This window comes from Leptodesmis sp. (genome assembly GCF_052746595.1).
The window spans coordinates 1-14,839 of the sequence record NZ_JBRAGO010000021.1; the positions used below are offsets into that span (position 1 = coordinate 1).

Annotated in this window: 7 protein-coding genes; 4 read left to right on the top strand and 3 right to left on the bottom strand. The window is 50.7% G+C overall.

The annotated features are described in order from the left end of the window. Positions 1-154: 154 nt before the first annotated feature. Positions 155-3,997, top strand: coding sequence for a PAS domain S-box protein (locus ACUVQO_RS06670; RefSeq protein ID WP_445925107.1), 3,843 nt, complete (start codon positions 155-157; stop codon positions 3,995-3,997). On the opposite strand, the gene ACUVQO_RS06675 is transcribed toward ACUVQO_RS06670, so the two are convergent. Beyond that, positions 3,994-6,039 carry a hypothetical protein gene (locus tag ACUVQO_RS06675; RefSeq protein WP_445925108.1) on the bottom strand — a complete coding sequence of 682 codons (2,046 nt, stop codon included), beginning with the start codon at positions 6,037-6,039 and terminating at the stop codon, positions 3,994-3,996. The two genes, ACUVQO_RS06670 and ACUVQO_RS06675, sit on opposite strands and share 4 nt — an antisense overlap. Positions 6,040-7,012: 973 nt before the next feature. Here ACUVQO_RS06675 and psaA point away from each other — a divergent pair. From psaA to ACUVQO_RS06690, 3 genes are all read left to right on the top strand, one after another. Continuing rightward, positions 7,013-9,265 (top strand): photosystem I core protein PsaA, encoded by a 2,253-nt coding sequence (psaA, locus tag ACUVQO_RS06680; protein WP_445925109.1) that lies wholly within the window; start codon positions 7,013-7,015, stop codon positions 9,263-9,265. A 24-nt stretch (positions 9,266-9,289) separates the two neighbouring features. Continuing rightward, positions 9,290-11,515, top strand: a complete 2,226-nt coding sequence (gene psaB / locus ACUVQO_RS06685; protein WP_445925110.1) for a photosystem I core protein PsaB — start codon at positions 9,290-9,292, stop codon at positions 11,513-11,515. Positions 11,516-11,627: 112 nt separating this feature from the next. Then, on the top strand, positions 11,628-11,798 hold the full coding sequence (locus tag ACUVQO_RS06690; protein ID WP_445925145.1) for an element excision factor XisH family protein: 171 nt from the start codon (positions 11,628-11,630) through the stop codon (positions 11,796-11,798). On the opposite strand, the gene ACUVQO_RS06695 is transcribed toward ACUVQO_RS06690, so the two are convergent. Together ACUVQO_RS06695 and ACUVQO_RS06700 are read right to left on the bottom strand one after the other, a co-directional pair. Then, the gene (locus ACUVQO_RS06695) at positions 11,719-13,299 is read right to left on the bottom strand and encodes a hypothetical protein (RefSeq protein WP_445925111.1); all 1,581 of its coding nucleotides are present in this window, start codon (positions 13,297-13,299) and stop codon (positions 11,719-11,721) included. The genes ACUVQO_RS06690 and ACUVQO_RS06695 overlap by 80 nt on opposite strands. 83 nt (positions 13,300-13,382) lie before the next feature. Further along, entirely contained in the window at positions 13,383-14,600 is a 1,218-nt protein-coding gene (locus tag ACUVQO_RS06700) for an RNA polymerase sigma factor, RpoD/SigA family (RefSeq protein WP_445925112.1), read from the bottom strand. Between the last annotated feature and the right edge of the window lie 239 nt (positions 14,601-14,839).

A 14,839-nucleotide genomic window follows, 5' to 3' on the forward strand; every position in this document is an offset into this window, starting at 1 on the left:
ACTTGAAGCAACAGGTAGAAGCGACATCGAAGACCGTAGTTGACGGGCGATCTCGTTGAGTTTTCTCCAGGTTTGGGCAAACTAGCTGCTGAAAGCTATTACCGATTGGCTCAGGATTCATAGCACCGTCTACTCCTCTAACTGGGAAAAATTTATGACAATCAGACACAGGCAACTAGGGAATCAACTACCTCTGTCAGTAAAAGCAGGATTTATTCTAATTGCGGATCACCAGCGGACTAACCTGTCTGTACTTTCGGAGGTATTGGATGCGGCTGGGTTGTGCTATCGGAGCGTGACGAATGGGGAAAGTGTCCTGGCCTTGGTGGAGCAGCATCAACCCACACTCATTTTGCTCGATGTAGAAATGCCTGGGATAGATGGCTTTGAAATCTGTCGTCAGCTCAAAGCCAATCCCCTTACCCAGGCCATTCCAGTCATCTTGACTATGCCTCTGACTGACACAGCCAGTAAAGCCAAAGGCTTTTCTCTGGGGGCGATCGATTACCTTCCCAAACCATTTGAGCCAACGGAGGTAATAGCCCGATTGCGAGTCCATTTGCAGCTGCAGCAACTGACCCAATCCCCGGAAGACCAGATTCGTGAGTGTACCCTTACCCTGCAACAAACCTTGAGCGAGCGCCAGCCATTAGAAGCCGAACGCCAGTCCATCGAGATTGCCTGCCAGCAAACAGAGGTCAAGCTGCATCGATTAGCCACCCATTTGCCAGGAATGCTGTATCAGTTCAAGCTGAGTGCCGACGGCTCAATGTCGCTCCCTTATGTCAGTTCCGGTTGTCAGACGTTGTATGGCCTAGATCCAGTGCAGTTACAAAGAGATCCAAATCAGGCAATTGCCATGATTCATCCAGAGGATCAAGAAAGCTTCCAGCAGTCCGTTGCCCTTTCTGCTCAAACCCTGCAACCCTGGCAATGGACAGGACGATTCATCACCGCTTCTGGCCAACAAAAGTGGATTCAGGGAATGTCTAGCCCTGAACGATTGGAGAATGGAGATACTCTCTGGCACGGTTTTTTGCTGGATGTCAGCGATCGCAAGCAGCTAGAAGCCGATCGCAACGCCGCCCTCGCCGAACTGCAACAAAAGTTGCAGATGCTGGATGCCTGCAACGATGCGATTATGATTCGCGGGTTGGATGGCGTAATTAGCTACTGGAACCAGGGCGCACAACGGTTGTACGGCTGGACATCGGAAGACGCGATCGGTAAAGTGAGCCATACCCTGTTCCAAACCCAGTTCCCGCACCCCCTGGACACCATCATGGCGGAACTGGAACAGCATCAGCATTGGGAAGGGGAACTAACCCATATGACGCGAGATGGAAGGGAACTGATTGTGTTCAGTCGCTGGGCGTTGCAGCGGGATGACCAGGGCACCCTGATCGCGATCGTGGAAACCAATAATGACATCACAACCCGCAAACAGGCAGAAGCCGCCTTACGCACTAGTGAACAACGCTTTCGGGATGTCACCGAAGCAGCGGGAGAATATATCTGGGAAATAAATGCCGATGGCGTTTATACCTTTGTCACCGATCGCGCCAAAGATGTGAAAGGCTACAGCCCTACTGAATTGTTGGGACATACTCTATTTAAGTTCATGCCACCAGAAGATATTGCAGATGTGATGGCGATCATCCAGGCAGCGGCAGTTAGCAAAAGTCCCTTCACCCTGGAGCATCGAAATTGTCTGCCCAATGGTGAAGTGGTTTGGGAATCAGTCAGGGGTGTGCCACTCTTCAATGAACAGGACGAAGTTATCGGCTTTCGGGGCACTGGCCTGAGTATTACAGAGCGCAAACAAGCGGAAGCAGACTTGCAAGCCCAGGAGCAATTGCTGCGGAGTATGTACGAAGGGGTAGAACACAGCATCATCCTTGTGGATGTGTCGGAGACTGGTGAGTTTCGCCTGATGGAATGGAATCGTGCCGCCGAGAAGCTCACAGGTATTTCCAGTGCTGCGATCGCTGGGAAAACGCCAGAGGAGGTGTGGGGAGAAACTCAGGGGGCAATCATGCGGCAAAATTACCAGCGCTGTGTGCAGGCAGGCACGGCGATTACCTATGAGGAATGTGTCACGTTTCAGGCACGGACTATCTGGCGGTTAACCACACTCAATCCCCTAAAAGACGAACGCGGCCATATTTACCGGATCGTGATTACCGCCTTTGACATTACTGAGCGCAAAGCGGCTGAACAGTCCCAGGCAAGGCTTACGGCTATCCTGGAATCAACCTCAGACTTGGTCGGCACCGCTGATATGCAGGGGAATACTCTTTACCTGAACCAGGCCGGAAAACAATTATTAGAAATTCCGCCAGAGGAAGATGTGGTGGGTTTGCCCATCAGTACCACGGTGCCAGAATGGGCAAAACCGATCGTTTTGGGACAGGGCATTCCTACAGCTCTGCAAACAGGCATCTGGAAGGGAGAGGTGGCGATCGTCTCTCGTAGCGGCCAGGAAATTCCAGTGTCTCAGGTGATCATTGCTCACAAAGCGGCAGATGGTACTCCAGAGTATTTATCCACCATCATTCGGGATATCACGGAACAAAAACAGGCAGAAATATGCCTCAAACAACAGGCCCAGCGCGAACAACTGCTCAACCGCATTACCACCCAGATTCGCAGTTCTCTCGATTTCAATATGATTCTCACCACTGCCCTGGATGAGATCCGTCAATTCTTGCAGCTCGATGCTTGTATTTTCGCCTGGTGTCATCTGGATGCTGAAAAACCCTACTGGCATGCCATCAGCGAGTCTCGGGCGGCTGATATGCCCAGTTATTTGGGACGGTACCCCCTCTCTAGCTTCAGTACCCTGGGAGAAAGAATTCTTGGTTTAGAAATTATTCAGGTTGATGATGCCAGCGCCACAGATGATCCCCTAATCACGGCGACTCTTGAGTCCTTGGGGATGCAGGCTGCACTGATATTGCCCGTGCAGTTCAGCCCCACTTTGTTACAGATCGTTTTCTGTGGCAATCGTCAGGTGCGCGCTTGGACAACTGATGAGATTGATATTGTGCAGGCCGTGATGGAACAACTGGCGATCGCTCTCAATCAGGTCAACCTGTATGAACAAAGTCAGGCAAGAGCAACGGAACTGGCCGCCACCCTGCAGGAATTACAACGCACCCAGGCCCAACTGGTGCAGAACGAGAAGATGTCCAGTCTGGGGCAGCTAGTAGCAGGGATTGCCCATGAAATCAACAATCCGGTGAACTTCATTTACGGCAATCTGAATCACCTGGAAGCCTACAGCCAGGATTTACTCAGTCTGATACACCTGTATCGGCGGGAGTACCCCCAGTTCAACCCGGCGATCGCCACTCGAATTGAGGAGATCGATCTGGAATTCCTCAGCGAGGATCTCCTCAAAATACTGGATTCGATGAAAGTAGGCGCTGATCGTATCCGAGGGATCGTTCGATCGCTGCGAATTTTTTCTCGCCTGGATGAAGCCGAAGTCAAAGCTGTAGATATTCATGAAGGGATCGACAGTACGTTGATAATTCTGCAAAGTCGCCTGAAAGCCAACTTACACCGTCCAGCTATCCAGGTAATCAAAAATTATGGCTCCCTACCCCAGATCGAATGCTTTGCGGGGCAATTAAATCAGGTGTTTATGAATATTCTGGCTAACGCGATCGATGCCCTGGAAGAACGGATCCAGCAACAGACACCAGAAGCCATCCAACAGACCCCCAGTACGATTACGATCACCACTGCTTTAGACCCGGAGCACCAGGCGATTATTAAAATTGCCGATAACGGCATCGGGATGCCAGAGTCAGTGCAGCGGCGCTTGTTTGATCCCTTTTTCACGACTAAACCTGTAGGCCAGGGGACAGGCATGGGCCTTTCAATTAGCTATCAGATTATCACCGAGAAACATCAGGGTACTTTAACTTGTACCTCATCACCTGGGCAGGGTACCGAATTTGTGATTCGCATTCCCCTGAAACTGCACTAGTCTGGGCTGGTAGGAGATACAGGTTCCGGGGACGCAGGGGCTGTCAGGGTGGCAGGAGTTTTGATTTCTGCAGGAACATCTAGAACAGGAATAGTTGTAGATTCAGGCGCAGAAAGTTTCGGTGCTGGTTGGGTAACTTCAGATCGTGCTGGACGGCGGAAACGATCGCGCAACTTATTGAACTGAGAAAGAAACTCAGACCTTAGTTCCGTTGCCTTCTCCGTCACTTTTTCTTGGATTTCCGTGAGTGCCTTGCTGCCTTCCGACTGCGCTGGCTCCCGCATAACGGGACTGGGGACAGGAGTAGGCTCACCAGATGTTACTGTCTCAACCTCTTGAGCAGGTTTTGGTGAACTTAGAGATGGTTTAGCTGCCGGTTTGATTGACTCTGACGGAGCAAGTTTTGGCGGGAAGGGAGAGGGTGATGGTACCGAAGTTGGTTGTGGAGCCGCGATCGGTTGAGGGATAACTCGGACTGGTGGAGGTGTTTCAGACTTTTCAGGTTCTGCAACTGGCTCCGGCACTTTAATCACTTCTGGGGTGGGAGTAGGCTGCGGTAACGGCCTGATCGAGGGAGCCAGAGAGGGTTGGGGTGCGGTTGGTTTGGTCGATCGCGCTTGAGGTCGAAACCGATTCAGGAAATTAGTGATGGTTTCTTGAGGGGATGGCTTGGAAACTTCTTTTGCTGCAGGCCCCTCTGGTGCTGCAGGCTCCTCTGGCGCTGGGGATGGCACTGGTTCCGGTTGTTCAGTTTCCAGTTTCGGACGATCGCCAGGAGTTTCCTGCTCGGCCGGAGTAGGAATGGGTAGCACTTCCAGAGTTTTGGCAGGGGCAGGAGCGGGAACAGAACTGGCTTCAATCTGAGGTACTTTCACCTCTGGTTTGGCCGGGGCGATCGGAGTCGGGGAAGTCGTTGGGTTGGGACTGACGTTGGGTTCAGGACTAGAAGTCGCTTTAACTGCTGGGGGCGGCAAAACAGGTGAAGGAATGGGGACAGGAGAAGGTCTGTCAACAGGGGTTTCAATGGGTTCTGGCGAAGAAGTGGAGAGAGGTTTGGGAGCGAGTTTGTAATTCGGATCTACAATGCTGCGAGCTTCCTCAAGGGATAATTCGCCACGCATCAACTTTGCCAGGGAGTCCTGCCCTCCCGGTTCGTAAGTAATGATTCGAGCCGTGTTATTAAACACATTAGGCACTAGTTTGCCATCTTCATCCAGAAACTCAATCTGTACCCAGTTCTTACCCGGTTTGAAGCCTTTCAGGTAAATGGGCTGCCACTGATCTAAGAGAAAGCTTTTGCCGTTGACCGTACAGCGAATTCGCCAGTCGGCTATATCATCTTTCTTGGCTTCTCTGGCAACGAGATGCAGAGGGGCATTCGTCAGATAAAAATCCAGCAAAATGGGTTCTGCCCCATAACTGCCCTGGGGACGGCTATAGGTCAGGAGCGGCAGTTTGGGATCCGGGCTATTCTCTTGAGTTTTAGTCAAAATATGAAAGGTAGTCTGGGCATAAGCTCCTTCATTCTTAAAGCTTTCGTGCCAGGGCCGGGAGGCAAAAGCACGCAAGGTATGAGTACCCGGTTCCAGATTTTCAAAAACTAACGGTTGGCTAATATCGTAGATAGCCTGATAAGTGCGGTTATCAAGCAGAACATGCAGGTGCGGCCCCAATTCCAATTTTTTATCTTTAAAGATCGGCAGGTCTGTAACCTGAAATTGCACGGCAACTCTAGTGTCCTTTAAAACCTCCTGCGATCGCGGACTGACGATCTTGACCTGCGGCTGATACTTTTCTAGATCCTGCCGTAGTGCTTGCAAAATTTCTGGCGGAGCCGTTTCAGCAAGTTTACTGGACGCTTGAGAAGTGCCTTGGTTGGACTCTGGCACAGCCACACGACCTTTACGAATAGCCAGGGAAGGTTGAGTATTGATTGGGCTAAAGATTAGCAGCAATACCAATATTCCCGCAGTTAACACTCTGATTAGTTTTCGCCAATCCATCATTCTGGGCACCGAAACACACTCCATGTGGCTGTCCATAGGGAACTATAGCGGAATCTCTGACCCTCCAATATTTGTTTTTGTTTGCAGCAAAGCAGGAGCATAAATCTGGTGATGGTCTGGAAGAGTTGCCAAAATAGGCCTTCATCCTGAATCGCGATATATCAGGTTATTAATAGTTCTTAACTAAAATTGGCTGAAAACTCCCTGTTGCCCAATTTTTTGTATAGAAATATTGCAATAAGTCAATTGCGATCGCTCTATAGAAAGTCCCTTTGTAATCACCGTTACAGGCAACTGCAACGTCAATACCGAACCAATCGTTCAGAACTTAAATAAAAAATTCAATAGGTTTTAATAAGAAAATATCTATAGATTCCAGGGCTAGCCTTGAAGGCAGGATTATGGGCAAGTCGAAATTTACTTAACTCAAGAATTTCTCGACGCATCTTCGTGCTGCGCATGTATAGGATGAGGACGAAAAGCCTGTGTAAGCAGGATTACTATCTACTGCCACAAGTGAAAGCATATAACTCCATAAATGTAAATAACGCTTAGTGACATCAATGATTAAGGTATTAAATCTGCAACATTTGATGATTTTGTATTGTGTTATATTGTTTCATTTTTTTAACTTGGATAAATTAGAACTTGACTTTTGTCGGTTTCCTCAGATTCGCAACCCAGACACCATCCACCATTCGGGGGGTTTTTAATTATTGTTAACCGTCTCCATTCGGGGGGGTTGCGATCCTATAATGTCACGATGAGAACCCCAATCGGTTCCAAGTCGTTATCCACCGGACTTTTCAAAGTTCACGTGATGATGTCTCTGTTACAAGCCACCTGAATCTGGTCTGAATTGTTTTCCCTGCGGGCCTAGCCCTCTCAGGAATCATGTTTATCCTCGTTCGGGCCATCCTGTACCAATGGGTCAGTGAGGCTTGCAAGTAGCAGAGTGGATCTGAAAGGGGAATTCCCTCGTTCCTTGTACAGAGAGAGGAGAGTCTCAATGACAACTACCCCACAGCGGGAAGCAAAAGTGAGGGTTGTCGTCGATAAGGATCCGGTTCCCACTTCCTTTGAGAAGTGGGCACAACCCGGACACTTTGACCGCAGCCTTGCTAGAGGACCCAAAACCACGACCTGGATTTGGAATCTTCATGCTCTCGCCCATGACTTTGATAGCCATACTTCTGACTTAGAAGACGTATCTCGTAAAATCTTCAGCGCTCACTTTGGTCACTTAGCTGTGATTTTCATCTGGCTCAGTGGCATGTATTTCCACGGCGCTAAATTTTCAAATTTTGAAGCTTGGATGGCCAATCCCACTGGCGTTAAACCCAGTGCTCAGGTCGTCTGGCCAATTGTTGGTCAAGAAATTTTGAATGCAGACGTTGGTGGTGGCTTCCACGGCATCCAGATTACCTCTGGATTGTTCTATATGTGGAGAGGTGAAGGCTTCACCAATAGCTATCAGCTTTATTGCACTGCTATTGGCGCACTGGTCATGGCAGCCCTGATGCTGTTTGCTGGTTGGTTCCACTACCACAAGCGGGCACCAAAACTAGAATGGTTCCAGAACGCTGAATCCATGCTGAACCACCACCTGGCTGGATTGTTGGGTTGCGGTTCTTTAGGTTGGGCCGGGCACATTATCCATGTGGCTATGCCAACTAACAAACTGCTGGATTCTGGTGTTGTGCCCAAGGATATCCCCCTGCCCCATGAGTTCATTCTCAACAAACAGTTGATGGTGGATTTGTACCCCAGCTTTGCGAAAGGGTTGACTCCGTTCTTCACCCTGAACTGGGGCGCTTACTCCGATTTTCTGACCTTCAAAGGTGGTCTGAACCCAGTAACAGGTAGTCTCTGGTTGACGGACAATGCGCATCACCACCTGGCGATCGCTGTTCTGTTCATCATTGCAGGCCACATGTACCGAACCAACTGGGGCATCGGCCACAGCATGAAGGAGATTTACGAAGCTCATAAGGGTCCCTTTACTGGCGCAGGCCATAAGGGAATCTACGAGACCTTCACAACCTCCTGGCATATTCAACTGGCATGGAACCTGGCTGGCCTGGGATCTCTGAGCATCATTGTGGCTCAGCATATGTATGCCATGCCTCCCTATCCGTACCTGGCAACGGACTATGCTACCCAGTTATCGATCTTTACCCACCATATGTGGATTGGCGGCTTCCTGATCGTCGGTGCGGCAGCCCACGCAGCTATCTACATGGTGCGTGACTACGATCCCGTAATTAACCAGGACAACGTCCTCGATCGGTTTATCCGTCACCGGGATGCTATTATTTCCCACCTGAACTGGGTTTGTATTTTCCTCGGCTTCCATAGCTTCGGTCTATACGTCCACAACGACACCATGCGTGCGTTTGGTCGTCCTCAAGATATGTTCTCGGATACCGGGATCCAACTACAGCCCATCTTTGCTCAGTGGGTGCAGAATCTGCATACCTTAGCTCCTGGCAATACCGCTCCCAACGCGCTGGCCCCTGTTAGCTATGCGTTTGGTGGTGATGTTGTAGCTGTGGGCGGCAAGGTGGCGATGATGCCCATTGCGCTTGGCACCGCAGACTTCCTGGTGCATCACATTCATGCCTTCACGATTCATGTCACCTTGTTGATTCTGTTGAAGGGTGTCCTGTTTGCTCGTAGCTCTCGTCTGATTCCGGACAAAGCCAATCTTGGCTTCCGCTTCCCCTGTGATGGTCCAGGCCGGGGTGGCACCTGCCAGGTTTCTGGTTGGGATCATGTATTCCTGGGTCTGTTCTGGATGTACAACTGCATTTCCGTGGTGATTTTCCACTTCAGTTGGAAGATGCAGTCGGATGTCTGGGGTACAGTCAACGCGGATGGTTCGATCGCCCACATCGCAGGTGGCAACTTTGCTCAAAGCGCCATCACGATTAACGGTTGGCTACGTGACTTCCTGTGGGCACAATCAACTCAGGTGATTACTTCCTACGGTTCGGCTCTGTCGGCCTATGGATTAATGTTCCTGGGTGCTCACTTTGTTTGGGCCTTCAGCCTCATGTTCCTCTTCAGTGGTCGCGGCTACTGGCAGGAGTTGATTGAGTCGATCGTTTGGGCTCACAATAAACTGAAGGTTGCTCCATCTATCCAGCCCCGTGCGCTGAGCATTATTCAGGGTCGGGCTGTTGGAGTGGCTCACTATCTCTTAGGAGGAATTGCCACAACCTGGGCATTCTTCCTGGCTCGAACACTTGCACTTGGCTAAAGCGCGAGGAGAACAACTTAAGTTATGGCAACTAAATTCCCAAAATTTAGCCAGGACCTCGCACAAGATCCCACAACTCGTCGGATCTGGTACGGGATTGCCACAGCCCACGATTTTGAAAGCCATGACGGCATGACGGAAGAGAATCTTTATCAAAAGATTTTTGCTTCCCACTTTGGTCACATTGCCATCATCTTTCTGTGGACTTCTGGCCTTCTGTTCCACGTAGCGTGGCAGGGCAACTTTGAAGCGTGGACGAAAGATCCACTAAATACCCGTCCCATCGCCCACGCGATTTGGGATCCTCAATTCGGTAAAGCGGCGGTAGAAGCGTTTACCCAGGCTGGTGCTTCTTACCCCGTGGATATCTCCTACTCCGGTGTTTACCACTGGTGGTATACCCAGGGGATGCGGACTGCTGGTGATCTGTACAGTGGAGCCATCTTCCTGTTGATCCTGTCTGCTCTCTTCCTGTTTGCTGGTTGGTTACACCTGCAACCCAAGTTCCGTCCCAGTCTGGCCTGGTTCAAAAACGCTGAGTCTCGCCTCAATCACCACTTGGCTGGTCTGTTTGGGGTTAGCTCTCTGGCTTGGGCTGGACACCTGATCCATGTGGCAATTCCTGAGTCCCGGGGTCAGCATGTTGGCTGGGATAATTTCCTGACCACGCCTCCTCACCCCGCTGGATTAGCTCCCTTCTTTACGGGTAACTGGGGGGTCTATGCCCAAAATCCCGACACGGCTCAGCATGTGTTTGGAACTTCTCAAGGCGCTGGTACTGCAATTCTGACCTTCCTTGGCGGCTTCCATCCGCAAACCCAGTCTCTCTGGTTGACGGATATGGCTCACCACCACCTGGCGATTGCAGTCCTGTTCATCGTGGCGGGTCACATGTACCGCACGAACTTCGGGATCGGTCACAGCATCAAGGAAATGATGGATGCCAAGACCTTCTTCGGGAAGCCTGTTGAAGGGCCATTCAATATGCCCCACCAAGGCATTTACGAAACCTACAACAACTCCCTCCACTTCCAGTTGGGTTGGCACCTGGCTTGCCTGGGTGTGATCACCTCGCTGGTCGCTCAACACATGTACTCGCTGCCTCCATACGCTTTCATGGCGCAGGACTATACAACTCAGGCCGCGTTGTACACCCATCACCAGTACATTGCTGGATTCCTGATGGTTGGTGCCTTTGCCCACGGCGCTATTTTCTGGGTACGTGACTACGATCCAGAGCAAAACAAGGGCAACGTGCTGGCCCGGATGCTGGAGCACAAGGAAGCCCTGATCTCTCACTTGAGCTGGGTTTCCTTATTCCTCGGCTTCCATACTCTGGGCTTGTATGTTCACAACGATGTTGTGGTAGCCTTTGGTACTCCTGAAAAGCAAATCCTGGTTGAGCCGGTCTTTGCTCAGTTCATCCAGGCTGCTCATGGGAAACTGCTCTATGGCATGGACACCCTGTTGTCTAGCCCTGACAGCATTGCTACCACTGCTTGGCCTAACTATGGCAACGTCTGGCTACCCGGTTGGTTGGATGCCATCAACAGCGGTACTAACTCTCTGTTCTTGACCATTGGCCCTGGCGACTTCCTGGTTCACCACGCGATCGCGCTCGGCCTCCACGTCACCACCTTGATTCTCGTCAAAGGCGCTCTGGATGCTCGTGGTTCCAAGCTGATGCCCGATAAGAAGGACTTCGGTTATGCCTTCCCTTGCGATGGTCCCGGTCGTGGCGGTACTTGCGACATCTCCGCTTGGGATGCTGCTTACCTGTCTATCTTCTGGATGCTGAATACGATCGCCTGGGTTACCTTCTACTGGCACTGGAAGCACTTGGCTCTTTGGTCTGGTAACGTCGCTCAGTTCAATGAAAGTTCGACTTACCTGATGGGCTGGTTCCGTGATTATCTGTGGTTGTACTCCGGCCCATTAATCAATGGCTACAACCCCTATGGTGTCAACAACTTGTCAATCTGGGCATGGATCTTCCTGTTTGCTCACTTCGTCTGGGCACTGAGCTTCATGTTCCTGATCTCCTGGAGAGGGTATTGGCAAGAACTGATCGAAACGCTGGTTTGGGCGCACGAGCGCACTCCTCTGGCTAACCTGGTTCGCTGGAAGGACAAGCCCGTTGCTCTCTCCATCGTTCAGGCCCGATTGGTAGGTGTGGCTCACTTCGCAGTTGGCTTCATCTTTACCTACGCTGCCTTTGTGATTGCCTCAACAGCCGCGAAATTTGGCTAACGCTGGATCCGTGTCTGTAGGCGAATAACTAAAAAATCCCTCACTTTCAAGTGGGGGATTTTTTTATATGAAAAAATAGCTAAGCTTTGTTGCTCAGCGTGATTCCGAAAGAATTGCCGCGGAAGTTAAGAGATTTACGAATCCCCCTGCCATCTCCGAACTTCATACGGCTGTTGGTCAATATCTCAACTATTGGCTGTTCGTTAGCGAACTGTGCAGGCTTTGCGATCGCGATCGGAACCCGGTTCCTGCCAGGAATAGGCGAAATGACTCACAGACGTAATATTGGGAGCCAGATCTCGCAACACACTCATTTGGGTTTCTAGAGGCGGACGATTACCGATCGATTGTTGCCAGATACCCGCCAGTACAGGTTTCACTGCTGTTCCCGGAGGAGCCTTGCTGAGTACTTTCTGAATTTGCTGCATAATGCAACTGGTATTCCCACACACGCCATAGGCCATCGGGTGCCATTCCGCAGAAGTGGGAAACCGATCCCACAATTGTAACCGGGAATCATAGCCCTGACCGACCACGGCGTTGCCTTCTGGAAAAAAGACCAGCCCGATGGATGGACTCTGACTCCGCGCGGTATTAACTGCATGGTTGACAAAATCGATCACTCCTTGAGCGGCATGAGCAACGGCCAGTCGCCACAATTCTGATTGCAATACCATCGCTTGCTTAGCTGCTGGCAGGTTAGCAGGTAGGTTAGAGGTATCCACACCCTGCCATTGGGGCATCTGGGCCTTGAGGCTGTTCGTTTGCTGCAGATCGTCTGCCTTCAAGGAACCTTGTTGAAGAAAGCGACGCAAGAGTTCTACCGCATTAATGGAGCGTGCCCGCTGAAACAAGGTTTGTTGAGAGGCATCTCCGTAAATCCATAAGTCCTGTACTCTAGTGGCCACTGAGGCAGCTCCATTACCCCGTGGATAACGGATGTAGTCGAATAGTACACCATCTGGCTTCCGCTGCAACACCGCCTCAATCAGATCACTGTAGTCCTGGCGTACCTGGGGACTGTAAGGATCTACAAATGCCTCATCTGGATTTCTCAGGCCCCAATCTGTACTCAAGCCAGCGACAATATTAGCTGTCAGGCTCGTTTGTCCCCAACCATTGCGGGCTAGTGTTTGCTGGCGATCGTACCGCCGTGCATAGTTGGCACCAAAGTTCATGCCAAATAGCCAGGAGTAAACTTTTAGGCCCCGCTCACGACCTTTCCGAATGGCAAGCGCTAGCAGGTCAACGTTATCCGCACCAGAGCCTGCCAACATAGACAGCCAGGGAGTTGGATTTTGATTGGCTGGCAGCAGCACCCGACTGTTATAAAACGTTTCTATATAAACCTGGTTATAGCCGCGATCAACGATGCGATCGAGCACACTTTCTAAAACACCCGGTCGGGTATCGCAGGGGTAGAGGCGAATCCAGATGGCTTGATTTTGAGGCCAGGTAGTGCGGCGGCAGCGCTGCAGGCGTTCTCCGTGTTGGGCAATGATTGTGTTGTATTTCTTCTGAGCCTCCTGGTTCCCTTTCAGGGCTTCTTGTCGAGTTTTTTCTTTCTGGGCGATCGCTTCAGGAAATTGCTGACAGTAAGGTGTGAAATTGGACTGAGCCGCATACCCCGGCACAGCCTGCAGGAGCCAAACCGGACTGGCCGCGGCAATGGTCAATAAACTGCCCAGGATGGAGGAAACAACACCGGCCAAGCTGTGGGAGCTTGCGTGGGTAGAGGGGGAGGTGGGAATTGGCTCAGAGGAAACAGAACTGTCGAAGGTCATTAGACAGAAGGATAAAAAGAGATGCTAGCTGCCCTAATAAACTAATGCAGGATCGAAAACTTGAAACAAAAATTTGATCCTGTTTAACCCAACCAGCCTCTCAGACGTTCTGCAATTTGGGGCCGACGCAGCTTCCGCATGGCTTTACTTTGAATCTGTCTGACTCGTTCACGGGAGAGATTAAATAATCCTCCAACCTCTTCCAAGGTGCAGGGTTTGTTGGAACTGAGACCGTAGCGCAAGCTGATGATGTCCTTCTCCCGCTCGGTCAACACATCCCCTAGCACGTCCCAGATTTCCTGACGCAGCATGGTTTCACTCATTTGAGCTTCCGGAGAACGGGTTTCTGCGTCTTCCAACAAATCCACCAGCTCCGTATCCTCATCCTTGCCGATGCGGTAGTTGAGGGATAGTGATCTCCGATGTAGTTGCTGCAGGGTTCTCAGTTGTTCGGGGGTCGTTTCTAACGCCTCTGCCAATTCCAATTCAGTAGGGTTGCGATGCAGAACTCGCTTGAGTTCCCGTTGCGCCGATTTCAGCTTATTCAGTTTCTCAACAATATGCACCGGGAGCCGAATCGTTCGCGAATCATTGGCGATCGTGCGGGTAATCCCCTGACGAATCCACCAGTAGGCATAGGTCGAAAACTTATAGCCTTTGTCTGGGTCAAATTTCTCTGCGGCCCGGTTTAACCCCAGAGCTCCTTCTTGAATCAAATCCAGGAAAGGCACCCCCCGGTTTAAGTACCGTTTCGCAATAGAAACCACCAATCGGAGATTTGATCGAATCATTTTGCGCTTAGCCACCCGGCTGCGATGCAGGTGATGTTCTAACTGCCGCTCGGTCATACCTGTGGCAGCAGCCAACTCGGCTTTGCTAGGTAGATGGCCCAAGTCTTGAGCGAGTTGCGATCGTAATTCCTCAATCTCATAGAGGTAGCGGATGTGCCGTGCCAGTTCTAATTCCTCATCTGGCCTTAGCAGCGGATAACGAGCCATTTCTTTAAAGAAAGCTCCTACGGAATCATCTGCCAGGGTTTTACTATACCCGGAGGGACGTTCATCCGAGAGAGAGTCCCCTTTTACCTTGACTGCCACCAGTTCATCATCCGAAGGCTCTCCTCCGAGTTCTAGAGCATCTGTAAGACCCAGAACCTCTGAGTTAAGAGCGGTATCTGTCAAGTCCCCTTCTGCGAGTTGTTCCAGTGACTCCATCAGTTCAGCATCTGATAGGGGTTCCAACTCCACTAGCTCAAGGGGGCTTGTATTGCGATTTGGGGGATGAGACATTTCCTGGTACATAGCTTTATCAAATATGAGGACAGCAAACCATTCGCCCTGTTATCAAAACAATTCATCCAATTACTGATGTGAGCCAGGTATCTGCCTATGTTAACGAGATGGGCTGCAAAACACCTCAAACTAATGACAGAAACTGACCGAAGCCAACAAGCACTCTTCTGTACCCCTCAAGGTTCAGAAAACTTCTTATTTAGTTAAACTAGAGTTAAACTAACGGAACTTTGTCCATAGATTGTTCA